We start from the raw sequence: 23728 nt of genomic DNA, 5'->3' as shown, positions 1-23728 counted from the left end.
TCGCGGCAGCGCCCACAGCGCGTGAGGGCGGCCGGAAGGTAGCACCGGTGCTGGAAGAACGCAATGGAGTGAACCGGTTCAGGAGGTCCATGACAGTTCCCCCGCCGGCGGGGTTGGCTGTACGCTCTGGGAATCGGAGAGGGACATATGAAGTATCGCGCATTGTGGGGTGCGGCCGTCGGGGGCCTTGCCATCCACTTCCTCGGACTTGGCTGGGACGTCTACCGGCATTCGAGCGACTCGACACTGGCGCAACGCGAGGACGTGCTGTCGTTGGGTAACCCGAGCCACCTGATGATCGTGGTCGGCATGGCGATCGTGGCGGCATCGCTCCTGGGGATGGCGGCGGCCTGGATGGCGGAGCGTCGACTGGGTGGCGACGGCCTGCCGGGGGCCATGGTGAGGGGAGTCTCCCTGCCGGTCATTTCGATTGTGGCCGGAGGATCGATCTGGCTGGCGTCGACGGCCGAAGACGGGAGCCATGACCACGGAACGACGGATCACGTCCACGCCCCGGGGACGCCAGAAGACCACCCCCATGACTCCGAGGGTGGGCCGGGCACGCAGGACTCGGCGGCGTTCCTGGTTGCGAGGCAAGGAAGCGCGGCAGGTGTGGCGACCCATGGACACACCAACGGCGCTGCCGCCGAAGAAGATTCGATGGGCGAGGGCAGTGCCCATACGCACGGCATCGAGGTCGCGGTTTCTGGCGAACAATTGCTTGCGGCCGGGAAGTTCGCAGCGGCGGTGAAGGAGAAGACTGCGAAATACATCGACGTGCGGGAAGCGCTGACGGCTGGTTACGTGCAGATCACGCCGGACTTGCCGGGTATTGCCGCGCACTTCATCCGTAGCGATTACCAGAGGGACGGGCACGAGATGGACCCGGAACGTCCTGAAGTGCTGCTTTATAGCAAGCGGCTCGACGGGAACTGGCGGCTACTTGGGGCGATGTTCATGGCGGAATCGGCGGGTGAGACGCCGCCATCCTACTTCGGCGCGGTGGACGTCTGGCACCGGCACGAGAACCTCTGCTTCACTGCCGGGGCGCAGGTGCGCACGACCGCGAGCGCCGCTGAATGCCGCGGGGGCGTGTTCGTGAAAGCGACCGCTTACCAGATGCACGTGTGGGTGGAACCGGGCGGGACGGGGGTATTCGCGCACGACTATGCGCCGATCTCCCCGGGAGCATTCGCAGGGGCGACGCAGTTGGCTGCCTCGGAACTGCGGGCACAGGTTCGGTAAACGTGGGCGATTTTGCGCGACGTTTACAGAGCTGTCGTTTGGGTTTGACACGGGCGAGGCAAGATAGGGCCTGAAAGGAGCAGAGATGGCTCGCACGCTCTCCCCCACCTTCTCCGTGACCGTGCTTCCCGAGTGCGGTGCGCGGCGGCGGCAAGCCATCTCCGCCTCCTTATCGCGCCCGTCCGCCCCGAATTCGGGGTAACCCGTCCTGGTGGCGCCAGGCGAACCTCCCCTCGTCCTGGCGCCGCTTCTCTCTCCTGGTTGTCAGCACTTCGCGGCCCTGCCTCTCTCCAGTCCCGTCGAAGGCGAAGAACCCAGAAAGCCCACCGCTGGCCCGGTGGGCTTTCTCGTTCTTGCGCGGTTTGTTCGCGGTTAGGGACGCTCACGGACTACCGAAGGGAGGGCCGCGAGAAGATGGCGCCGAGCCTGGCGCCGGCATGGTCGAGAACGGGCCAGCGATGCAGGAGGATGAGGATACGGAGGGCGATGAGCCCCACCAGGACCCCGGCCACGGTGTCGGTGAGCCAGTGCCGCCCCAGTTCGATCCGCCCGAACATGGTGAGAACGACGATCAGTGCGTAGGTGGCAGCGATGGCGAAACGCATCCGGCCGGTGCGGGCGGTCCCGAGCATGACGTAGGCCATGAGCCCGTAGAACGATGCGGCCCACTGGACGTGGCCGCTGGGGAAGCTCTCGAGTCCCCCGGCGCCGAGTACGCCGAACTCTGGCGAAGGCCGGTTCGCGGTGATCAGGAGCTTGGGCGAGATCAGGACGTAATGCAGCGCGAACGCCGCAGCGACCAGGAGCAGCAGTTTCCATTGCCGCCTGACAGCGAACCAGGACGCGGCCATCGCAGGGAGGAGCAGGGTGCCGTAGACACCGCCTCCGACATCGGAACCGAGGCGGGCCAGGCGTCCGAACGTCCCGGCCGGCAATGCCTGAACCAGAGTTGTGAACTCGCGGTCGATGGGACTGGGAGCCCACAGGAGCACAGTGAGCAGGAGCGCGAAGAACCCGAGCAGCATCGGGCCGACCAGCGTGAGTTCGCGCCTAAGTGGATCTTGAGACCACGTCTTTGACAAAGTATTCATGGAGCCACTTCAGTCTACCGCATCGGCAGGAGGAACGATCGCCCGTTCGGCCCGATCTCGGTGTCCGGCCGCCCGGATCGCCGAGTACAGCCAGATGAGGCCTGACAGCAGCCCGAAACCGACGACGTAGGAAACCAGTACGTCCATAGGCCAGTGCCTGCCGATGGCGATCCTGCCGACTCCGGTAGCTATAGCCAGAACAGTCCATGCCATGGTCACGGCGAGGCGGACGCGGGTGCTCCGTGAGTGGGTTACGACGAGGTACGCGAGGAAGCCCCAGAACGTGATTACGAATTCTGCGTGCCCGGAAGGGAAGCTCTGGAACCCCCCGACCCCCTCGATGGCGTGGTGACCGGCGGGTGGCCGTGGCCTATCGATGACGGCTTTCGGCCACTGTGCGAAGACGTGGAGGGGGAACGACAAGAGGAGGAGCAGAGCAGCATCCCTTTGATTCAAGAGCCAGGCGACCCCGAAGGCAGCACCGAAGATCGGGATGAACTCCCAGGCGATGGTGTTCGTGAGCCAGAAGGCGAGGTCGAAGACCTCGTAACGAGCCGGGATTCGTTGGAGGATCCTGGTGGTGTGGACTTCCCATTCGAAGATGTGGCCATCTTCGAGCACGAGGACGCTCATCGCCTGAAAGCCGAAGGCTACCATTGAGCAAGCCCAGAGGAGCCGGTTCCGGCGACTCGGAACGACGGCCAGTCTGACCGCCGCACCGAGTTTGGAATCCATGGGCTGCTCCGGTGTTTAGTGGGTGATCACCTGTGGAAGGGACTTCGCTCCACCGATCCAGTCCGCAACTTCGGAGGCGGCCGGGGCATCAGCGCCGCCGACCTCGGCCAGTTTCGCGTGCAGGTTCACTGCGTTTCGCGTGGCCAATTCCTTTACGGTGTCGACGCCCGCATTTTCGAGGAGGTCTGCGAGGCCAGCAGTGACTCCCGGGACGCGCATGAGGTCGGCACGGTTCGCCCACTCAAGGAGCTGCTTCGCGTCGATGCCGGTCTGGGTGGAGAGCGCCTTACGGCCATCGGCAGAGGCGGCGACATCGAGATACTCATCGAGCCAGACAATGCCGGCGTCGTTGAGGGCGGCTTTGGCTTCGTCGCTCACGCCGATGATGGTCTCGACGGGGACGCGACCGCCGGGTTCGCCATGATCGGCGGCCGAAGGCGCAGCCACGGACTGGGGCGCGGCGGTGGCCGGCATGGCAACTCGAGGTGTGAGGCCGGAACTGGACCTTGCCAGTGCGACGGCGGGGACGTGCCCGTTGCCGAAGAACTGCGAGACCTTCCCGCCCTGGGCGAGGCTCGATACGAAGACGTGCCCGGCCGGCACGCGTTCCGTGACGGTGGCCTTCGCGGCTACGGCGGTCGTGCCGGCGGAGATGGTCACTTCGTCGCCGCTGGAGATGCCGAGCCGGAGTCCATCTTCCTCGCTGACCTGGATACGGTCGTAGCGGTGGAGTTTCTCCGCTTCCGGATGGCGCATCGCGGCGGCATCGAGGGCGGTGTAGAGGTCCCGGGCGGCGATGATCTTCGTGCCGGCGTCAGCGGAAAGGGATTCGACCGGAGCGGAGGCGGCCTTCGACGAAACGGCGACGGAGCGGCGGACGCCTTCGCCGATGATGAGGTCCCAGGCCGGCTGATAGGCGCTGTCGAGCTTCGCTATCGCGCCAAGTGCGGCATCGGCCGTCTTCGGGAGCTCGACGCCGAGGGCGGCGCCGAGAGCTGAAAGGGCCTCGAAGAGCGATACGGCATCGCCTTCAGGCTTCACGGCCGGCATGAGCTTCTGGATGCGGTGGTCGGCGGTGGTGTAGGTGCCGGTACTGGCGTAGGCACGGCCCTCGGCGATGACGACTGCAGCAGCCTTCGCCGCCTCGCTGAGGACGTTGTCGATCACGATGACCGTCGCAGCTTTCGCAAGGGCTGCACCTGCCGTGGCGAGCCGCATGGTGGGGTCGTCGCGGATGAGAAGGACGGCAGCGGCTCCCTCGAGCGGATCGGCTGCGCCTTCGGTGGCGACGCCGACGTCGAGCAGGCCGTGTACGTTGGCTTCGGGCGGGAGGACGACGAGGCTGTTACTGGCTTCGGCCCCAAAGAGGGCGATCGCCAGGTTCGCAGCGCCGCCCGCCATGGCGCCGGCGATGGCCGCGCTGACCGGGTTGGGAGCGCAAACCACGAGCGAACTGTCCCTGGGCGCGTCCTTGAGGATGGAGACCGCCGCGGCGACATCGTCGTTCGTCGCGGGCGCCCCGGCGACGGAGCTGGCTATGGCGGCCGCGGTCGCGCCTTCGGCGCCGGCATCGGTGCGGACCCAGAGGGCCGCGAAATCGACGAGTTCGCTCCGCAAGGGGCCAATAACAACAAGTTTCGCCCCGTTGCGGACGACGGCATCCTTGATGCGGACGCTGGCGATGTTGTGGCTCTCTTCGAGGTCATCCGCGACGACGACGATGGCCTTGCTGGTGGCGATCCGGGTCATGTCGGTTGCCATCCGCCACGTGCCGAAACGGGCCTCGAGGGCGGACTTCGTGGCTCGGATGACCGGGCCGAGTGAGCTGTCGGCGGAGGTCTTGAGGGCCTTCGCTATCTGGGCGGCGAGGTAGGCTTCTTCGTTGGTGACGTTGGCGCCGACGAGGACGCCGACCTTGCCAGGGGCACCCTTGAGCGCTTTCGCGGCTTCGGCGACTGCTTCGGCGAGGGTTGCCGGGGCATGGATGTTTCCGCGGCGCAGGAGATGCTTCCCGAGGCGTTCGCGCGGCTTGAGCGAGTCGTAGTGATAGCGGCCGCGGACGCAAATTTGGTCGCCACTGACGGGATTACCGTCGCCGGGGCGGACGATGACGCCGCGGCCTTCTGCGGAGCCGATGCGCAGACTGCAGCCGATAGCGCAGGAGTCGCAGGTGGTGGTGGTCCAGGCATCGGGCTTGGCGACCCACTTGTTGGGGTGTTCCATGAGCGTCGCCGTCGGGCAGACGTCGATGCAGGCGCCGGAGAAATCGCAGTTGCTCTCATCGATTGCGCCGCCGGCGCCGAAGGCAATACGAGTGTCCCAGCCCCGCCCGCTGAGGGTGATGGCGCCGGTGTGCCGTTTCTCATCGCAGGCGCGGACGCAGCGGGTGCAGATAATGCACATCTGCGGGTCGAACTCCATGAAGGGGTTCCCGCGGTCGGCCATGGGCTGGGGTACCTGGTACCAGGAGCGCTCTTCGCCGACCCATGGCTCGTAGCCGGACATGCCGACCATTTCGCAGGTGGCCTGGAGTTCGCAGCGGTAGTTCTTGGAGCAGGTGAGGCAGCGGTGCGTGACCACGTCGTCGCGCAGGCAGATGTCGCCGGGGTGGCAGTGCTCGCGGCGGTGGCAGGTGAGGCAGCGGTCGCTGTGGTTCGCGAGGATGAGGGAGAGGACAGCCTTGCGGCCTTCCTTAACTTCTTCGGTATCGGTCCGGACGACCATGTTGTCCTGGACGACGGAAGTGCAGGAGAGCTGGAGGCCGGGAGGGCCTTCGATATCGACCAGGCAGGAGCGGCAGCCGGCGTAGGGTTTGAGCCCATCGATGTAACAGAGGCTTGAGACGTAGAAACCGTTGTTCTTGAGGACTTCCACGAGCGGAGCGCCCGCCGGGGCCTCGATGACCTTGCCGTCGACTGTGAGAGATGCCATGTCTACCTGCAGCGAAGCCGGGCGCGGGATTGCCGCGACCAAGCGGATGGTTCCGAGGAAATCTACCAGATTGTGATTTGGAACACGAACCGAGGGTGGCCTGCGCGCCGGGATCGCGGGTTGACATTCACCGGAGGCGGGGCTGATGACACTCGACCACCGGCGGCTCCGGCCTGAGCAGCGCCGACCCCCTGGCGCCGGAAAGCTCCGTATGCGCTCCGAGTCCCCGAAGCGCCCCTAAAGCCGGTGGAAGTCCGCTTCGGGGGAGGGTGCTTTCATGCCGTTGGGGTAGGTGTTTTCGTGGCCGGAGAGGAAGCGTTGCGCGACGTTCGTGAGCGAGTGCTTGTCGCGGTACATCTCTTCGAACTGATAGACGGCGTCATCGAGCGGGCCACCGGGCTGGATCGCCTCGTACGGGCAGGCCTCAGTGCAGAGGCCGCAGTACATGCAGATGCGGAAGTCGATCTCGTAGCGGTCGATATTGCGGCGGCCTTCGGCGTCCTGGCTGGTGGCGACGAGGATGCAGCCATCGGGGCAGGCCTGGGCGCAGGTGGAGCAACCGGTGCAGCGCTCTTCGAACCAGAGCAGGTTCGTCCGCGCGTAAACGGGGACCGCGCGCACTTCTTCCGGGTACTGCACGGTCGCGACGGGCTTGAACATGCTCTTGAGCGTGAGGCTCATGCCTTTTGCGATGCCCGTTCCGTAAGCCATGCCGACTCCCCGAGGTATGCGCGCATGCGCGGCGCGACGTCCCCGCGATCCTAGCACAAGAGAGGATTGTGACGACAAACACAAGACCGCCGCGTCGCGGGTTAGGGGGCAACGGCTGGTTGCCTGGCCATAGCAAGCGCGTCGCCAAGGGCCTCGTACTGCGCGAGTTCCACCTGGAGCATGATTGGGTCGGCGAGCGCCCGGAGTGCCGGGCTGGAGGACGAGACCGGGTGTTCCACCGCGGCGAGGTTCGTTGTCCCGCCCGCTGCGGGCCTTTCCAACGGCGCGGCCGGGGAGCTCTCCGATCGCCACGCACCGGCCATGCTAAGGGCGATCGCGATCACGCCGAGAGCGATGAACAGCAAGTTGACGGGGCGAAGCCGCTGCCCGGCGACTGAGTGCATTGAGGTTGCCACGGTTGGACCTCCTGTGTGTTCCAGGAGGGACGATGGCAGCGAACGGGGTGTCCGGGTATCCGCTGGACGGTTGATTCCAGGCGAAAAGCATCGACCGTTCGGTTGATTTACGGCCGGCTGGCGGCGAGGCCGTGGCGTATTGCCCATGCTGTCGCCGCAGCGCGGTTGGAGACGCCGACTTTTTCCAGGATGTGGTGAATGTGCGTCGCCACGGTGGAACGGCTGATGACCAGGGTGTCGGCGATCTCGCGGTTGCTCTTTCCCGCGGCGATAAGCGACAGGACCTGCGTCTCGCGGGCGGACAGGCCGGCGACGCAGCCGGGGGCGAGCGGCTCGGCATCGCGGCGCGGGGGAGGCGGCACGTTCTCGCCGCCGAAGAACATCCGGCTCTCGTCTGCTACTGCCGAGTCCTGGGCCCAGCGGTCGGGCGAAGTGAAGAGGAGGAGCCGGGCATTGGGAAGCAGGCGGGCGAGTTCGGCGGAGTGGGGATGGGGAACAAGTGAATCACCGGTGTTGTGGATGATGAGGCATTCGGCGGAGACGAGTGGGGCGACGCCAGCGAGCTCACATGAACCCAGTGCGTCAAAGAGGGCGCGGATGTCCCCTGGATTGCTCGTCGCGACCGGTGCGGTTCCCGCGAGAGCCCCGATGTTCTTGCCCCAACCGGCCGCGTACTGGCCCATGACGCGCCAGAAGGTCGTCACGTCCTGATCGAGCAGGGACAGGATCGACCGCGTTTCCGGACGGAGCCGCCATTCGCTGCCAGAGAGAATCGGTTCGGCGAGCAGAATCCTGGTCACACGAGACGTCCGAGCGGCGAGGAGGAGGGATTCGAAACAGCCGGCGGCGGCGGCGTAGATCACGATCTCAGTCAGCCCGGCCGCGTCGGCCACAGCCTCGAGGTCATCGGCGTAGCGTTCGGGGCTATGCTCGACGTTGGCCTGGGAGTTACCAAAGCCCCGGCGGTCGAAGTATATGACCCGGCCGCCGAAAGCCGACGTCACAATACTCGGCCACGGCGACCCGGACTCCATGGTGACGGGCCAGGGTGGGGCGAAGAGCAGTGACGGGCCTTCGCCCTCTGCTCTCCAGGCGATACGGGCGCCGTCGGCCGAGGTGGCGTAGCTGATCGGGCTGGCAGGACTCATCGGGCGCGTGAATCCGGGTAGTCGATTGCGAGGGACATGCGTGGTGGATCGTACTACCTGGCTGCAAGTGGTCCGCCGGATTCGCTGGTCGATGGAGACGGCAGAAACACGAAACGCCTCGACGGGTGTCGAGGCGTTTCGCCGGGGTTCGCAGCGGAATCGACGCGGTCGCTACAGCTCCCCTGCCAGCCACGCATCGATGTGGGCGTCGTGTTCGGCGCGGGCCGCACTCCCGTCGACTTCCCGTGACGGGGTCGTCAGTACGGCGGAAAGCGGGAACGCATTGTCGTGTTCGATGCGGGCAGCCTCGATCTGGGACGGGGCGTCGGAGTTGGCCGTGCCGGCGGAGCGCTGCCAGCTGGCCAGGTAGGCGCCACCGGCGGTGTCGCTGGTGCTGGAACCACTCCAGGGGTGCGCGAGGATTGCTCCTCCTGCGACGAGTGCCGCCGCGCCGATGGCGAGGTAGATGCGGCGGAATGATGTCCCGCCATGTCGTCCGGTGAAAGTTGCTTGCGTCATTGCCTTTCCTCCTGTGGAAGTCAGGAGGAGCTTGCCAGCGAGCGGGAGGGCCGGGCATCGTCAGAGAAGTGGATTTCTGAGCGTTCGCCAGTCCGGGACGTACACAGAGTTGTGTACTGCGAGGCTCAGAGGCCGTGCCGGGCCGCCCATGTGGCGGCTTCAACCCGGTTCGCGAGGTCCAGCTTGTTGAGGATGTTGTGGACGTGGCGGGCGGCCGTTGCTTCGGCAACGACGAGCTTTTCGGCGATCTCGCGGTTGGTCTTGCCGGCGGCGACTAAGGCCAGCACCTCGCGTTCGCGGGCGGAGAGCGCGAGCAGTTGGGCGGAGCCGGATCCGCCGGAAAGGGTCGTGCCGGCGTCGAGGGCGGTGCTCGCGGGCTCGCCTCCGAGGAATTCCCGCACGCGCGCGACCACCTCGGGAGGGAAGACCCAGCGCTCGGCGGCGGACCACAGCAGAAGGGTTGCGTTCGGGAGCAACTGTGCCAGCCGCGCCGAGTGCGGATCGGCGACGAGCGAATCGCCGGTGTTGTGGGTGATGAGGCACTCAGCGCGGACGAGCGGGGCTATGGCATCGAGTTCACAGGTGGCGGACACGTCGATAGTCGCGCGGAGATCATCTTCGCTGGCGATGCTGATCCGCTCCCGGGTCGACGCACCCCCCGTGAACGGCTCCGTGGATCGCCCCCACCCGGAAGCGAATTGGACCATGACCTGCAAGAACATACTGGGATCCCGGTCGAGCACCGCGAGGAGGGGCCTGATTTCGGAACGGTTGAGCCATTCTCTACCCGAAAGGACGGGTTCTCCGAGTGCAGCCCTGGTGACCCGCGGGCCGCGGGCGGCGAGATGGAGGGCTTCGGAGCAGGAAACCACCGCCGAGTAGATCATGATGTCATCGAGGCCAGCCGCATCGGCGACGGCCTCAAGATCGTCGGCGTAGCGCTCGATGCTGTGCTCGACATGGCGTTCGGAGTTCCCGAACCCGCGGCGGTCGTAATAGATCACGCGGCCGTCAAAGCGTGATTCGATGATCGTTGGCCACGGACCGGGCCATGCCAGCGTAATTGGCCATGGTGGGGCGAAGATGAGCGACGGCCCCTGGCCTTTCGCCTTCCAGGCGATGCGCGTCCCATCGTTGGAGGTCGCGTAGCGGATGCGACTGTCGTCGTCCATGTCGAGCCTCAGCGGGCGCCTCACTTGCCGACGAGCACCCGGGGGGATTGTACGAGAAGGAGCGGGAAGCTCGCTCGCTACATCCCGTAGAGCACCTGCCGGAGGTCGAGCGCGAGGTTGGTCGAGTCCATGAGCATGTGGCGCGAGTTGAAGCCCTGGGCGTGGACGCGGATGCGAAGGTCGGCCGGTTCGAGGTCTGCGGGGATCGAGATGCCGGCGACCCCGCTGCTGTCGGTGAGGACGCGGGCGACCTTGCCATCGCGGTGGTCGGAAACGAGGATTTCGGCCGCGGAGACCGGGGGCTTCTCCCCGGATGGCGTGGCATCGTTGTCGAGGACGGTGACCTGGGCGGTGCGGCCGTCGGCCTGGACGACGATTGCCACTTCGATGTCGCGGAGGTAGACGAGTGGTTCGGTGGTGACGGCTTCCATGCCATCGCGCTGAGGAATGCGGGCCGGGTTCGCCTTGAGGGATACGTCCTGCTGGGCCATGCCGTGGTCGGTGGTGATTACAAAAAGCGTGGATTCGAACAGGCCGCGTCCTTCGAGCGTGCGCAAGAGGTGTCCGATGCGGACGTCGGTCTCATCGAGGGCGGCACGGGCGCCTTCGTGGTGGGGTCCGTAGTCGTGGGCGCTGGAATCGGGCTGGGCGAACTCGTGGTAGGTGAAGATCGGCGCGGGATGCGACCGGTCGAGGAGGAGCTGGCGAGCCTGGGCGAGGGCACGGTTATCGATCTGGCCCTGGAGCCGGTGGCCCTGTTCTTCGAGTTCGTTGAACCAGCGCGGGCTGATCTCGTGCTCGGTCTCCTTCGTGAGCATGATGAGCTCGCCCCGGTCGCCGATGAGGCGGCGTTCGAGCGATGCGTGCCCGGCTCCTCGCGTGCAGGGTTCGTTAACGGAAGCGGTGACGACACCGCTGGCGCCGTCCCATTCGCCGTAGACGCGGTGGAAGGCTTCGAAGAGTGTTTCGACGGCGGGATTGAGGAATCGGGCGGTATCGAACTGCTGGCCCTGGGGGGAGACGGTTTCGCGGGTTTCGCGGAGGTAGTAGCTGGGATTGACGATGTCGTGGTGCCCGGACCAGCTGCCGGTACCGATGGCGTTGTGGCTCGGCCAGGTGATGCTCGGGAAGTTCGTGATACTGCCGTGACGCAACATAACGCCAGCAGCAATCAGCCGCCTCAGGTTCGGTATCGCCCCGGGCTCGGCCTCCAGGCGGTGGAGCAGTTCCGTGTGGGACTGTCCGTCGAGCAGGACCAGGTAGACCCGCTCCGGTTCGCCGGCGGCCGGATCGAGCACCTCATCGAGTACCCGGCCGTCCTGCCGGGCGAGGTACACATCCGGACTCACTCCGCGCTCCGAACTCGTCCTGCCGGTCAGGTCGCACCCATCGATGAGCGGGAAACCCATCAGCCTCGCGACGGTCGGAGCGATGTCGATCTGTCTCGATGGGCACTCGATGAACGCGCCGGCCTTCACACCCGGACCGCTGAAGATGAGCGGCGAGCGGGACTGGATGACATCCAGCGCCCCATGCTGGCCCGGCTGGCGACCGTAGCAGTAGCTCTTCGGATTGACGACCAGGTCGGGTGCGTTCGGGCTATCGAACAGCTGGGAAAGCCGCTCGTAAGCCCAGGGGTAGGTGAGCTTATCGGGTTCGACGAAGTTCGTTTCCGGGTCTCCACTGCCGGCAGCGAGTTCCTCGGAAAGCGTCGCCAGCGCGCGATAGTCCTGCCGCTCGATCGGGTTTGCGCCGGCGGTTTCGACCACTTCGTAGTCGTATCCGCCGGCTTCGGAGTAGCGGCGAACCCAGCGCACCATCCCCCGAAGCGCCCACGCTTCGTACGACCAGGAGCCATCGCGGGATTGCCTTGCGGTGGCGACGAAGTCCGTCCACGCGCGGCCGTCGTCAGTGGTCAGCAGTTTGTGGATTGCGAGGTTGCCCGATTCTTCCTGGTTGTGGTCCAGGCCCTGCCCGCCGGGGCGTTCCGGGCCGATGGGATCGAGGGTGACGGATTCGACGGTGGTCATCTGGGGCCTCCCGGAGGAATATCGGATTGTGCGCGCGACTGTGTGAACGGGTCAGCCCTGGAGCTGCCAGCCGACGAACGGTCCTTCGGTCTCTACCTCGAAGCCACCGAGGAACCGGGCAGTCATCCCGTAGTAGCCGATGAGGAGATTGATCCCGACGACGGTCGAAGAGTCGAAGTGTTCGGCGAGCGCGGTGTGGGCCTCGTCAGACGGGTGATCGCTCGCCGCGAGCGCATCCACGTATTCGAGGAGCGCCCGTTCGGGTCCCGTGAACGCATCGCTCGCACGCCAGTGGTGTAACGCGAGGATCCGCCCGTCGCTGAGGCCCGCGCGCCGCCCGATGTGCACATGCTGATGCCATTCGTAGAGCGAGTGGTGAAGGATGGCCGTCCGGAGGATCGCCAGCTCGCGGGTCGCTATGTCGAGGCCACTGTGGGTCCAGAGAGCGTTCCCGAGTCGAAGGTATGCGCGCCAAAGGATGGGGTTGTTCGCCATCGTGCGGAAGATGTTCGGGAGCGCGCCATCCGTGGTATTCCGGTCCCACACATACTGGAGCTCTTCGGGGATGTCTGCGCGCTCGACGAAGGGAAGTCGGGCCATGGGCGGCACTCCGGGGGAGGTGATGGGCGAGTGTAACTTCTCGCGCAGCGGAGTGCCGGGTGTGGGGGCGTTAGAATCGGTTGGACGAAATGAGGACTGAGATGACGGAAGCACCCAAGCCGACGGGAACCTGCTGGTGCGGCTGCGGAAGTGGGACAGCCGCCGACGCGTTCTTCCTGCCCGGACATGAACGGGCGGCGGAGGCGGCGGTCGTGCGTATCGTCTACGGCGGTGTGCCAGCGTTCCTGCGGGAGCACGGCTTCGGACCGGAAGGCCGGAGCGCGATCAAGGAGCTCGCAGCATTGCGGCGAGATGAAGCCCGCTGACAGGTTGACGCGGCCGTAACAGGATGCTGGTAGGCTGCGCGGCATGCGCGCGATTGTGTGGAACGCCGGCGGCAGACTCGAGCTTGCCGAGCGTCAGGAACCGGTTGCCGGCGAAGGGGACGTCCTGGTCCGCTCGGCGGTTGTGGGAATCTGTGGGTCTGACCTGCACTTCTTCCGCGGTGAGTTCCCCGCCTTCCCCGGTTCTACTCCGGGGCACGAAATAGCAGGCAGGGTGGTTTCGGGCGGCGGTCTGGCGCCGGGAACGGCGGTGGCGATAGAGCCAACGCTGCCGTGTGGCCAGTGCCCGGGTTGCCGTCGCGGGCAGTCGCCGACCTGTTCGCGGTTGCGCCTGATTGGGATTTCGGCGCCGGGCGGGATGCAAGAGCTCGTCGCGGTCCCAGAAGCGAATGTCCACGCATTGCCCGAGGGCGTCAGCCTGGATATCGGATCAATGGCGGAGCCGCTCGCCGTTTGTGTGCGGGCTTCGAACCGTGCGGAGGCGCCGATGGGCGCTCGTGTGCTCGTCCTCGGCTCGGGGACGATTGGGCTGCTCGCCGTGTTACTGGCCTCGCAGACGGCGAACGAAGTCGCGGTAACGGCGCGATACCCTCACCAGGCGGGCCTGGCGGAGGCGATGGGCGCCGGCCCGGTGTTCGAACCCGGAAGCCAGGCGTTGCTCGATTGGGCGCGGCGCAATCCCGTCGACGTTGTCATCGAGACCGTGGGCGGAACGGCGGACACGTTCGCGGAGGCGATCAACGCGGTGCGGGCGGGCGGTACGGTCGTGCCTCTCGGGGTGTTCACGGCCGATGTGATGGTCCCCGCGCGGAAGCTGGTGAACCAGGAGGTGCGGGTCGTGGGGTCGGTTGTCTACGGCCATGCCGGGCACCAGAGCGAGTTCGGCGCCGCCGTTGGGATGCTTGGGCGGTTCGCGCCGAAGCTTGCGTTGTTGCGGACGGAGACGTATCCGCTGGCGTCCGCGAACGAGGCATTCGAACACGCGGCGGACAAGGGACGGCAGGCGGTGAAGGTGAGCGTGGCGGTCGAGGCCTGAGCCGGAATTCCCGGAGGGTTTCGGACGCAGGCCGAGTCCCCCGAGTGCGGGAGAAAACGAAGAGGGGCCCCGTTGGGAGCCCCTCTCGATTAGTGCCGGTTGGTGGAGCTGGAGGGATTCGAACCCTCTACCTCAACACTGCCAGTGTTGCGCTCTCCCGATTGAGCTACAGCCCCGAAGCAACTTTTCGATGGTATCAGCCGCCGTGATTGCGCGCCAAATCGGGAGTGCCCTATTTCCGGGTTCGAGGGTCGAGCGCGTCGCGGAGGCCATCGCCGAGGAAGGTGAAGCAGAGCATGAGTATGGCGACCATGATGGCCGGCCAGACGACGAGCCAGTTGTTGACGAAGAGGTATGCGTAGCCATCTCCCATGAGGGCGCCGAGGCTGGTGTAGGGAGACGGGACTCCGAGCCCGATGAAGCCGAGGGCGCCTTCCGCGAATATCGCGAGCGGGATGCCGAACGTGACGGAGACGATGACGGTGCTGAGGGTATTCGGCAGCATGTGGGCACGGACGACGCGCCAGGGACTGGCGCCGATGGAGCGGGCGGCGAGGACGTAGTCCTGTTCTTTGATCGAGAGCATCTGGCCGCGTACCAGCCTGGCGATAGTCACCCAGCTCACAAGCGAGATGGCGAGGATGGTACCGAGGATGGCCGACGGAAAACCCGGGATCTGAGGGTCTCCGGTGCCGATGATGGGCCAATCGCGACCGAAGAGAACCTGGCGCAGGAGGATGATCGCGAGAAGGTCCGGGAAGGCGTAGGCGAGGTCGGTGAACCACATCAGGATGGTGTCGCTGAGTTTGCCCCCGAGGGCGGCGCCCATACCAATGGTGATGCCGACGAGGAGGACGATGAGCTGGGTGCCGAGGCCGATCTTGAGAGAGAAGAGGGTGCCGTAGAGGAGGCGCGCCCACATGTCGCGGCCGAGGATGTCGGTGCCGAGCCAGTATTCGGAACTCGGGCCCTCGTTGACGATTGAGTACTGTTGGACGGTGGCATCGTGGCGTTCGATGAAGGGCACGAGTTGGGCCGAAATGGCGAGGACCGTGATGAAGATGAGGATGATGGCCGAGACGAAGGCGAGCCGGTTGCGGATAAGCCGCTGGAAGGCCATTTCCCAGAGTCCGCGCTGCTTGGTGGCGAACGGGTCCCGTGCGAAGTCGAAGGGCTGGAGAGTGGTTTCGGTGGCCATCGTGTTCTCCTGTCCCTACAGCCGGATTCTTGGATCGGCCATTGCGTAGGCCAAGTCCACAACAAGATTCATCGCTGCGATGATGCCCGCGTAGAACAAGGTAACGCCCATTATCAGGCCATAGTCGCGGATAAGGACGGAACTCACAAAGGCATTGCCGAGCCCGGGGATGGCGAAGGCGTTTTCGATGATGAAGGAGCCGGTAATGAGGCCGGCGAAGATCGGGCCGAGGACCGTGAGTACCGGGATCATGGCGTTCTTGACCGCATGGCGCGTGATCACGGAGAACTCCTTGACGCCCTTGGCACGGGCGGTGCGGATGTAGTCCTGCCGGAGGACGTCGAGCATCGAGGCGCGGGCGATCCGGGCGATGAATGCGCCGGGGAGCATGCCGAGGGCGACGGAAGGCAGCACCATCTTCTTGTAGTTCCACAGCTCCCAGCCGAGGACGTCGAACCAGTCGAGCTTCAAAGCGAAGAGGATGATGCGGAACGGGGCGAGAATGAAGCTCGGCAAGGCGGCGCCCCCGGTCGCGATGAAGACACCGACGTAGTCGCCGATTCCGTTCTGGTTCATGGCGGAGACGACGCCGAGGGTGACGCCGAGCAGGACAGCGAAGATGAAGGCGCAGATGCCGAGCTGGATCGAGACGGAGAACTTCTCGCTGATGATGTCGGTGATGGCGCGCTCGTTCGATGATGTGGAAATGCCGAGGTCCAACTGCGCGGTGTTCGCGATGAAGTTGGTGTACTGGGTCAACAAGGAGCCGTCCAGGTTGTAGCGCTCGTTCAAACGTGCCCTGGTTGCGTCTGAGATGGGGCGGTCGGAATCGAACGGCCCCCCTTCGACGGAGTGCATGAGGAAGAACGTGAGTGTCGCGACGGCGAAGAGCAACGGGACCATGAGAACGACGCGCCTGATGGCGTAAGCGATCATGAGGACTCGCACCTGAAAAACCGTGATGGGGTATCCGAAGACACCCCATCACACGCGTAGCCCGGAGTTCGTGGAGTGCCGGGAACCGGCACTCCACTTTGCCTCGGGGGATGTTACTTCTTGGTGGTCGTCCAGAGTTCGACGCTGGTGTCGCCTGGGACCTGCTTGTCGTCGGGCTTCTTGTTTTCGATCATGCCCTTGATGTAGGGCTTGACGACGGCGTGGAAGCCGACCTGCCACATGGGAGCCATGCCGCAGACGTTTTCGACGATGAGCTTCTCGGCGTCGCGATACTGCTGGCGCCGTTCTTCGTCCTTCTGGTTGAACTTGGCCTTGGCGATGACATCGTCGATCGCCTTCATCGAGCAGCTCTGCTTGTTGATCGAGCCGCCCGTTTCATAGAGGCCAAGGATCCAGTTTTCAGGGTCCGGGTAGTCTTCGCCCCAACCACCGAGAACGATCTGGAAGTCGCCGCTGTTGAACCGCGCAGAGCGGGTCTTCGAGTCGGTGTATTCCAGGGTGATGTCGATGTTGAGGTGCTTCTTCCATTCGGACTGGAGGAATTCGCCAATGGCCTTGTTGCCGGCCGAGTCGACCTGGAGGACGGTGACCTTCGGGAAGCCGGCGCCGTTGTCGTAGCCAGCCTTCTTCAGGTTCGCCTTCGCCTTGACCGGGTCGAAGCCGATGGCGGCGTCGTACGCGGTCGGGTTGGTGCCGGAGCGGGCCGGCGGCATCCACGTAGTCGAAACGATGTTCGCGCTGTTGAGGACCTTTTCGTTGAGCGTCTTGCGGTCGGTGGCCTGCGAGAGGGCGAGGCGCACTTCGAGCTTGGCGAGTGTCGGGTCCTTGAGGTTCGGCTCGATACCCGTCGTCCGCGTGGCGGGATACGAGATCAGTTCCTTGCTCAGCGTCGGGTCGGCCTTGACGGCGGCGAGCTGAGTCGCGGGAACGAGGGTCGCATCGATTTCACCGGCGCGGTAGGCGGTGAGTGCTACGGCGGGGTCATCGATGTACTTGATGACGATCTTTTCGACCTGGGCCTTGACGGCGCCGGTGTACTGTTCGTTCGGGACGAGGGTGATGCCGGACTTCTCGGTGTAGGCCGAGGGCTTGAAGGGGCCGTTGTAGACGTTATCCATGGGGGCGGGCCACTTGGCATCCACCGTCGCGAGCTTGTGCTTCGGGACGGGGAAGGTCGGCCAGAGGGCGAGCTTGATGGAGAACGTCGGCACCGGGTCGGTGAGTTTGAACTCGATCGTGGTGGCATCGACGGCACGAACGCCGACGGCCTTAAGGAGGGCCGCTTTCTCTTCAGCGGTTTTCTTGCCGGCGCCGTAGTAGGCGTCGCATCCCACGATTTCGGTGAGGATGTACTGGTAGTGCCCGGCGTTGTCCGGGTTGCAGGTGCGCTGAATGCCGAGGACGAAGTCGTTGGCATCGAGCGGCTGCCCGTCGGACCACTTCAGGTCCTTCTTCAGCTTGACGGTGTAGGTCTTGCCATCGGCGGAGACGGTGGGCGCGCCATCGGCCATCGCGGCCTGGGGCTTGCTGTCTTTATCGAGGTGGTAGAGACCGCGCCAGACCATGAAGAAGTGTTCGATGTCCTGGTTGAAGTCGGAGAAGTGTGGGTCCCAGCTTTCGAACTGAATGCTGCGGATGGTGATGGTGCCCGAAGGCTTGGCGACTGTGGTGGGCGAAGCGGCGGCGCCAGTCGTGGGCGACGCTGTGGTGTCGTCATCGTCGTCATCATCGTCGTCGCCGCAAGCCGCAGCGAAGGCGAGGACGGCAAAGATGGCGAACATGCTCAGGAGCAGGTGCCATTTGGACCTGGTCATCGTTAGTGGTTCCCTCCTCTATTCGATTAACCGTCCGGTAAGGTGCTGGCCGCCGGGCTTAAAGTCAACAAGCCTTAACAGCCTGCGTGGTTCGATTCACGCACTTTCGATTGCACCGACCTCCTCGTGAGTGGCACTCGGGGCAGCCCCCGGGCGCCTATCTGAGCGAGGATACGGCGCGCGGGAAGTCTATGGATGTCTGTGCTTTTTGCATAGGCACCGCGAGCGCGCATGCCCGGTGGGCGGGATGGCCCTATCCTCGCTTGTGAGTCGGCGCAGAGCCGGACCTCCCGCCAGAGGAAGATTTCATGAACCGTGTCCTTGCCATCGTCAGCGTCCTCGGCCGGGACCAGAAGGGTGTTGTCGCGAGGATCAGCACGTACCTCGCCGACCAGGACATCAATATCGAGGACATCGAGCAGCGCGTGGTCCGCGGGCAGTTCCTGATGGACATGCTGGTGGATATCACGGGTGCGACCGTTTCGCTCGATGAGCTGGTTGTCGGATTGCTGGCGATCGGCCGCGAGATCGACATGGAGATCCGGGTGACGCTCCACAACAAGCGCGAACGCCCGAAGGTCGGCGTGCTGGTGAGCAAGGAGTCGCACTGCCTGGAGCAACTGATCACTGACCATCGCGCGGGATTGCTCCACGGCGATCTGGTGACGGTGGTGGGGAACCATGAGGATCTGCGACCAGTCGCGGAGAGCGCAGGAATCCCGTTCGCGTGGCGCCCAAGCGACGACAAGGATGCGCACGAGGCGTTTGTGGTCGAGGAGTTGGGCCGGGCCGGCGCCGATGTGGTCGTGCTGGCGCGCTACATGCAGATCCTGACGCCGACCGTCGTCGGACCGTATGCCGGGCGGATCATCAACATCCACCCATCGCTGCTCCCGTACTTTCCGGGCGCGAATCCGTACCGGAGGGCGTGGGAGGACGGTGTGCGCGTGACGGGCTGCACAGCGCACTTCGTGACGGAGGAGCTCGATGCGGGCCCGATCATCCTCCAGGACGTGTTTCACATCGAGGTCGGCGTCGATAGCGTGGAGGACGTGCGAAGGAAGGGGCGGGCGCTCGAGGGCGTCGTGCTGAGCCGTGCGCTTCAGCTCTACCTGAACAACGAAGTCGTGGTCATCAACGGGAAGGTCGTGTTTAAGCCCGGGATGCGGACACTGCTGCGGGACTTTGGCGGAACGGAGTAGCGGTGTCGCCGACGAGGCGCCAGGCCATGCGGATGCCCTCGATGCGGCCGCGGTAGACATCGACGACGTGTTCGGGGCAGGCATGAACGATGATGTGCTGGTCCGTGCCCACGCTTTCGAAGCTATCGACGGCCGATGCGACCATGTCCGGCGCGTTGGTAAGGAGGCCCACGGTGCCAGCCGCCGCGCGGGCGGGAGTGGAAAGGTGTTGGCAGATAGCGCAAACCGGCACGACGTTCCTCCAGTGGCTGAGCGAGCCTAGCACTGCCCAGACCAATAATGTTTCTGCAGACGTGAAGGGTGACGGCCGCCAGGGCGGGCATAGCCGATTGTGATGGGAGGAAGACGTCCGGGCGCCAGGGGCGGGAGTGGGCTCCAGCTTCGGAGAGAAGTGGATGGCGTGGTCTATACCGGCAATCGATGGCTTGCATAGATCCCCCGGCGGGGGCGTAGAATCAGCCTCTGCGGCTTGCGGGGGCTGCGAGCGGTCCGACTTTATCCGCCGGGTTGGTACACGTGCGTGCAGATCACTCGGACGTGGCGTTCAGGTTGTTGCTTGCTCTGGGAGACCTCTGGGATGGACTTGGTCGAGCGGGTGTGGATCCCACGGCCAAAGGGCTCCACGTGACGCAGGAATACCTCGGGGGCTACACGAGGTTCTCGGCCGGGCCCGGGTCTCATGCTCGCCTGGTGATCGAATGGAATCAGACGACGCGGCATTTGCGGGTGTTGCGGGCAGAGCCGTGGCCAGGGGCAGAAGCGACGATTTCCGGTACGGTCGCGCATGTGCGGATGGAGGCTCGGGCGCACGGGATCGCGGATTCCGTTGATCGCGCGCTAGTAGCAGCCTGCCAGGAGCCGAGCCAGCCCTCGCGGCGGACGGTGCTGAGCACTGCCATAGCGGCGACTCAGCCGGCGGCGGCCCTCAGGCGGGCCTAGGAGAAGGCCCCGGCTACTGCCGGGCGGCCCACTGCTTGGCATGGTAGGTGATGATCATGTCGGCGCCGGCACGGCGGATCGAGGTGAGCGTTTCATCAATCGCGCGGTGCTCGTCGAGCCAGCCGTTCTGAATCGCGGCCATGAGCATGCTGTATTCGCCACTGACGTTGTAGGCCGCGACCGGCACGTCGACGCGGTCGCGCACCTGGCGGAGCACGTCGAGGTAGGGGAGAGCGGGTTTGACCATGACCATGTCGGCCCCTTCCTGGATATCGGTGGCTACTTCATCGAGGGCCATCCGCGCGTTTGCGGGATCCATCTGGTAGCCGCGGCGGTCGCCGAACTGGGGCGCGCTATCGGCGGCATCGCGGAAAGGGCCATAGAAGGCGCTTGAGAACTTCGCGGCGTAGGAGAGAATCGGCGTCTGCGCGAAGCCAGCGGAATCGAGGGCGAGGCGGATGGCCGTGACCCGACCATCCATCATGTCGCTCGGGGCGATGATGTCGCAGCCGGCTTCGGCAAGGGTCACCGCGGTTTCGGCGAGTAAGGGAAGGGTGGCGTCGTTGTCGACTGAACCATCGGGGAGGAGCGGGCCGCAATGGCCGTGCGAGGTGTATTCGCAGAGGCAGACGTCGCCAACGACGACCAGTTCGGGGTTTGCCTCTTTCAGGCGGCGAATAGACTGCTGAACGATCCCGTCGCGTGCGTATGCGCCGCTTCCAAGGTCATCCTTTGAGACCGGGAGCCCGAAGAGGAGGACAGCAGGGATTCCGAGGCGGGCGAGGTCGTTCGCTTCTGCGTTCAACTGGTCCACGCCGATCCGGTCTTGTCCCGGCATGGAGAGGATGGGCGAGCGGCCCTGGAGGCCGGCTTCGATGAAGAGCGGGTAGATCAGGTTCCGTGGAGCGAGGTCGGTCTCGCGGACCATCGAACGGATCCCGCTCGACCGGCGAAGGCGGCGATGGCGCTTGAATGGAGGAAGTTCCACGGTTTTCCAGTCTAGCATCAGGCAACTGCACGGAATCCCGCAGGGATGCCGTGAGGTATCCTGCGGAGCATGGAAAGGCGACTCCCGAGGGAGTACAGCGGCTGGCAGGAACACGAACCGGCGTTTCGCAGGATGACGACGCCGGAACTTGTGCAGGAGATCCAGGACGGGTCGCCGGAGCGCCGGCTGGCGGCGCTTTCCGTGATCGATCTTGCGGACGTGGCGCCGTCGACGATCGAGGACTGGATCAGGACGCTGCCGGATGCGGAAGCGAACGAACTCGCCGGGGCGATCCCGGCCCAGCGCCCGCATTCGGCATGTGCCGAAGATGTGCGCTGGGTTGGCGTTGCGCGGCTCGGCTACGAGCAGCGGAGGCTGCCGACGTTTCTCGTGATGCTGTTCTCCTCGCTCGAAGCCCTGGACTCCCGGGCGTGTGCGGAGGCAGCGGGAGAATGGGAGCGGATCGGCGACTGGCTGGGGGATGTCTACGACCGTGTGGTCGCGGCCGGCGAGGAGGACGCGCGGGGAGACATCTCCCTGTTCGTGTTCGAGAACTACCTGGGCCAGCCGGCGATTTTCGAGGCGTTCTGCGGGATGATGGTCCGCCACGAGGTGCTGGCACTCGAAGTGAGCGCCAATCCGGCGCTGTACCTGTTGCAGGTGGACGAGGCGCACCAGCGGTTCGCCCTGCAGGAAGCAGCGGCGAACGGCGGGATCCCATTCGACCAGGCATGGAAAACGCTGCAGGGCGGTTAGCGGATTAGATCGCGCATTCGCCTTCGCCGCGCTGCAGCTGGTAGAGCTCCAGGCGGCTCCAGTCGATGAACATCTGGCGGTTGTCGTCGGTGAAGTCACCGGGGAGGGTGAGGTCTTCGATTGCGGTCTCGAAGGCTTCTGCGCCCACCCGATCGAAGAAGGCGTTGAATTCTTCGCCAGGCTGGCGGCCGGCTTCGTAGAACTTCACCACACGCTCGACGGCATCGGGGCCGCGCTTTGCGGGGAGGCGGACCTTGAGCTGGGTGGCCATGCGCAGGTTGCCGTTGTCGTAGGAGCCGCCGACGAACATGTGATAGGCGGGGAGCTGCTGGGGGCCGACTTTCATTGCGGCGCCGTGGAAACCGATGTTGGCAATGTGGTGTTGGCCGCAGCTGTTCGGGCAGCCGCTCATCTTGATGTGGATCTTCCTGGTGAGGGCATCGGTGACGTCCATGAGTTCGACGCGGTCCTGGATTGCCTGGTTCAGGCCCATGGAGGCGGTGATGCCGAGCTTGCAGCTGTCGGTGCCGGGGCAGCTGACGACATCGGTGATGCCCTGGGCGCCGATGTCGGCGAGGCCGAGGTCGCGCAGCGCCTGGAAGACCTCGAAGAGGCTTTCGTCGCGGACCCAGCGGAGGACGATGTTCTGGCCGACGGTCATGCGGGCATAGCCGCCGCAGTATTCGCGCATGAGGGTTGCGATGCCGCGGAACTGCTCGGGCTTGAGGTCGCCACGGGTGACTTTGACTTCGACGGCGCTGAAGCCCTGTTGTCTCTGAGCGCGGACGTTGGCCGAAACGAAGGCCGAGAACGCCGCCATATCGCCATTCGGCTGCTGGTAGAGGGGCTTCCGGGGCGGGGCGTTCTTCTCTTCGTCGTGGATGTAGAGGAGCCGGTCCGGGCGGAAGTCCTTGTTGGCCCAGTCGCCCTTCAGTTCTTCATCGACCATGCGACGGAACTCTTCGATGCCGACACGGTGGACGAGGAACTTGAGGCGAGCCTTGGACCGGTTCTTTCGGAGCTCGTCGGCTTTTTCGAAGATGCGGACGACGGCCTCGGAGAGCCTGAGGTACTCGTCGGTGGACACGAATGGGGCGAGGACGGGTGCATTGCGCGCCATGATGCTGAGGCCGCCGCCAACGACGACCTCGAATCCCTTGACGCCGTCTTGAATGCGTGGAATGAAGCCGAGGTCATGGATGCCGGTAATCGCGTTGTCGGCATCGGTACCGGTGAAGGCGACCTTGAACTTCCGGGGAAGGAGCTGGGAAAGCGGGTTCCGAAGCCAGAAGCGGGCGAAGGCGCCGGCGTACGGGGTAGGGTCGAACAGTTCGCCTTCCTGGATGCCTGCCCACGGGTCGCCAGTGACGTTACGGACGGTGTTGCCGCAGGCTTCACGGGTGGAGAGGCCGGCCTTGCCGAGGACGAAAAGCGCTTCAGCGGCTTTTGCCAGCGGAATGTGGTGGAGCTGGATGTTCTGGCGGGTCGTGATGTGACCCTTCCGCAAGGGTGCGAATCGCTCCGCAACTTCGGCGAAAGCGTCCATCTGTTCCGGCGTTACGCCGCCGAAGGGGAGCTTCACGCGGATCATCTGGACGTTCGGCTGGCGCTGGCCGTAGACGCCCTGTTTCAGGCGAAAGCCGATAAACTGATTCTCTTCCCATTCGCCGTTGAGCATGCGGTGGGCTTCCGTCTGGAAGTCCTGCAGTTCCTTTTCGAGGACAGGGAGGATGAGGGCGGGCTCGTTGGTGTAGACGAGAGTCTCGACGTCAGGCATGGAGTTCACCTCGAACCGGGTTGCGGCCCCCGGCGGGCGCGGGGTATGGCGGCAAAGATGACTGACTTTATCAACTATAGCCCTTGCCCGCAACGGATGAAGTTGATAAAGTTGACTGA

General features: G+C 65.0%; 22 protein-coding genes and 1 tRNA gene. 6 read left to right on the top strand and 17 right to left on the bottom strand.

Annotation, left to right across the window (positions count from 1 at the left end; translation table 11 throughout):
* Positions 1 to 147 precede the first annotated feature (147 nt).
* Positions 148 to 1245 carry a hypothetical protein gene (locus IPG14_RS06315; RefSeq protein WP_343391236.1) on the top strand — a complete coding sequence of 366 codons (1098 nt, stop codon included), beginning with the start codon at positions 148 to 150 and terminating at the stop codon, positions 1243 to 1245.
* A gap of 389 nt (positions 1246 to 1634) precedes the next feature.
* Here IPG14_RS06315 and IPG14_RS06310 read toward each other — a convergent pair whose 3' ends face one another.
* The 10 genes from IPG14_RS06310 to IPG14_RS06265 form a co-directional block, all read right to left on the bottom strand.
* Positions 1635 to 2336: a phosphatase PAP2 family protein gene (locus IPG14_RS06310; RefSeq protein WP_343391235.1), complete on the bottom strand. Its 702-nt coding sequence runs from the start codon at positions 2334 to 2336 to the stop codon at positions 1635 to 1637.
* Positions 2337 to 2345: 9 nt separating this feature from the next.
* Positions 2346 to 3071 carry a phosphatase PAP2 family protein gene (locus IPG14_RS06305; RefSeq protein ID WP_343391234.1) on the bottom strand — a complete coding sequence of 242 codons (726 nt, stop codon included), beginning with the start codon at positions 3069 to 3071 and terminating at the stop codon, positions 2346 to 2348.
* A 15-nt stretch (positions 3072 to 3086) separates the two neighbouring features.
* Complete coding sequence (locus IPG14_RS06300) at positions 3087 to 6002, bottom strand: DUF4332 domain-containing protein (RefSeq protein WP_343391233.1); 2916 nt, start codon at positions 6000 to 6002, stop codon at positions 3087 to 3089.
* Between the two features lie 237 nt (positions 6003 to 6239).
* The gene (locus IPG14_RS06295; RefSeq protein ID WP_343384217.1) at positions 6240 to 6713 is read right to left on the bottom strand and encodes an NADH-quinone oxidoreductase subunit I; all 474 of its coding nucleotides are present in this window, start codon (positions 6711 to 6713) and stop codon (positions 6240 to 6242) included.
* Between the two features lie 101 nt (positions 6714 to 6814).
* Complete coding sequence (locus IPG14_RS06290; RefSeq protein WP_343391232.1) at positions 6815 to 7129, bottom strand: hypothetical protein; 315 nt, start codon at positions 7127 to 7129, stop codon at positions 6815 to 6817.
* A gap of 107 nt (positions 7130 to 7236) precedes the next feature.
* Positions 7237 to 8277 carry an alpha/beta fold hydrolase gene (locus tag IPG14_RS06285; RefSeq protein ID WP_343391231.1) on the bottom strand — a complete coding sequence of 347 codons (1041 nt, stop codon included), beginning with the start codon at positions 8275 to 8277 and terminating at the stop codon, positions 7237 to 7239.
* A gap of 171 nt (positions 8278 to 8448) precedes the next feature.
* Positions 8449 to 8796, bottom strand: coding sequence for a hypothetical protein (locus IPG14_RS06280; protein WP_343391230.1), 348 nt, complete (start codon positions 8794 to 8796; stop codon positions 8449 to 8451).
* 125 nt (positions 8797 to 8921) lie between these two features.
* Positions 8922 to 9968: a LuxR C-terminal-related transcriptional regulator gene (locus IPG14_RS06275; protein WP_343391229.1), complete on the bottom strand. Its 1047-nt coding sequence runs from the start codon at positions 9966 to 9968 to the stop codon at positions 8922 to 8924.
* Between the two features lie 77 nt (positions 9969 to 10045).
* Positions 10046 to 11998, bottom strand: a complete 1953-nt coding sequence (locus IPG14_RS06270; protein ID WP_343391228.1) for an alkaline phosphatase family protein — start codon at positions 11996 to 11998, stop codon at positions 10046 to 10048.
* 51 nt (positions 11999 to 12049) lie between these two features.
* Complete coding sequence (locus tag IPG14_RS06265) at positions 12050 to 12598, bottom strand: carboxymuconolactone decarboxylase family protein (protein WP_343391227.1); 549 nt, start codon at positions 12596 to 12598, stop codon at positions 12050 to 12052.
* A 101-nt stretch (positions 12599 to 12699) separates the two neighbouring features.
* Here IPG14_RS06265 and IPG14_RS06260 point away from each other — a divergent pair, with 101 nt between their 5' ends.
* Complete coding sequence (locus IPG14_RS06260; protein WP_343384224.1) at positions 12700 to 12924, top strand: hypothetical protein; 225 nt, start codon at positions 12700 to 12702, stop codon at positions 12922 to 12924.
* Between the two features lie 43 nt (positions 12925 to 12967).
* Positions 12968 to 13978: an alcohol dehydrogenase catalytic domain-containing protein gene (locus tag IPG14_RS06255; protein WP_343391226.1), complete on the top strand. Its 1011-nt coding sequence runs from the start codon at positions 12968 to 12970 to the stop codon at positions 13976 to 13978.
* Between the two features lie 100 nt (positions 13979 to 14078).
* On the opposite strand, the gene IPG14_RS06250 is transcribed toward IPG14_RS06255, so the two are convergent.
* The 4 genes from IPG14_RS06250 to IPG14_RS06235 all read right to left on the bottom strand — a co-directional run bounded on the left by IPG14_RS06250 (position 14079) and on the right by IPG14_RS06235 (position 17947).
* Positions 14079 to 14154, bottom strand: a tRNA-Ala gene (locus tag IPG14_RS06250).
* A gap of 56 nt (positions 14155 to 14210) precedes the next feature.
* Positions 14211 to 15176 carry an ABC transporter permease gene (locus tag IPG14_RS06245; RefSeq protein ID WP_343388673.1) on the bottom strand — a complete coding sequence of 322 codons (966 nt, stop codon included), beginning with the start codon at positions 15174 to 15176 and terminating at the stop codon, positions 14211 to 14213.
* 15 nt (positions 15177 to 15191) lie between these two features.
* Entirely contained in the window at positions 15192 to 16124 is a 933-nt protein-coding gene (locus IPG14_RS06240; RefSeq protein WP_343391225.1) for an ABC transporter permease, read from the bottom strand.
* Positions 16125 to 16225: 101 nt separating this feature from the next.
* On the bottom strand, positions 16226 to 17947 hold the full coding sequence (locus IPG14_RS06235) for a peptide ABC transporter substrate-binding protein (RefSeq protein WP_343391224.1): 1722 nt from the start codon (positions 17945 to 17947) through the stop codon (positions 16226 to 16228).
* A 308-nt stretch (positions 17948 to 18255) separates the two neighbouring features.
* Here IPG14_RS06235 and IPG14_RS06230 point away from each other — a divergent pair, with 308 nt between their 5' ends.
* Positions 18256 to 19149 carry a formyltetrahydrofolate deformylase gene (locus tag IPG14_RS06230; RefSeq protein WP_343388676.1) on the top strand — a complete coding sequence of 298 codons (894 nt, stop codon included), beginning with the start codon at positions 18256 to 18258 and terminating at the stop codon, positions 19147 to 19149.
* Here IPG14_RS06230 and IPG14_RS06225 read toward each other — a convergent pair.
* Positions 19100 to 19381, bottom strand: a complete 282-nt coding sequence (locus tag IPG14_RS06225; protein ID WP_343388677.1) for a hypothetical protein — start codon at positions 19379 to 19381, stop codon at positions 19100 to 19102. The genes IPG14_RS06230 and IPG14_RS06225 overlap by 50 nt on opposite strands.
* Before the next feature lie 305 nt (positions 19382 to 19686).
* Here IPG14_RS06225 and IPG14_RS06220 point away from each other — a divergent pair, with 305 nt between their 5' ends.
* Positions 19687 to 20088, top strand: coding sequence for a hypothetical protein (locus IPG14_RS06220; protein WP_343384231.1), 402 nt, complete (start codon positions 19687 to 19689; stop codon positions 20086 to 20088).
* Between the two features lie 13 nt (positions 20089 to 20101).
* Here the strand turns inward: IPG14_RS06220 and hemB are convergent, their stop codons facing one another.
* The gene (hemB, locus tag IPG14_RS06215) at positions 20102 to 21094 is read right to left on the bottom strand and encodes a porphobilinogen synthase (RefSeq protein ID WP_343391223.1); all 993 of its coding nucleotides are present in this window, start codon (positions 21092 to 21094) and stop codon (positions 20102 to 20104) included.
* A 51-nt stretch (positions 21095 to 21145) separates the two neighbouring features.
* Between hemB and IPG14_RS06210 the strand changes: the two genes are divergently transcribed.
* The gene (locus IPG14_RS06210; RefSeq protein WP_343391222.1) at positions 21146 to 21832 is read left to right on the top strand and encodes a hypothetical protein; all 687 of its coding nucleotides are present in this window, start codon (positions 21146 to 21148) and stop codon (positions 21830 to 21832) included.
* Positions 21833 to 21836: 4 nt separating this feature from the next.
* On the opposite strand, the gene IPG14_RS06205 is transcribed toward IPG14_RS06210, so the two are convergent.
* On the bottom strand, positions 21837 to 23609 hold the full coding sequence (locus IPG14_RS06205; protein WP_343391221.1) for a nitrite/sulfite reductase: 1773 nt from the start codon (positions 23607 to 23609) through the stop codon (positions 21837 to 21839).
* Between the last annotated feature and the right edge of the window lie 119 nt (positions 23610 to 23728).

The organism is Candidatus Amarobacter glycogenicus, from assembly GCF_016704105.1.
GTDB classification, from domain to species: domain Bacteria; phylum Chloroflexota; class Dehalococcoidia; order Tepidiformales; family Tepidiformaceae; genus Amarobacter; species Amarobacter glycogenicus.
This window is presented reverse-complemented; position numbering and strand designations above follow the sequence as displayed.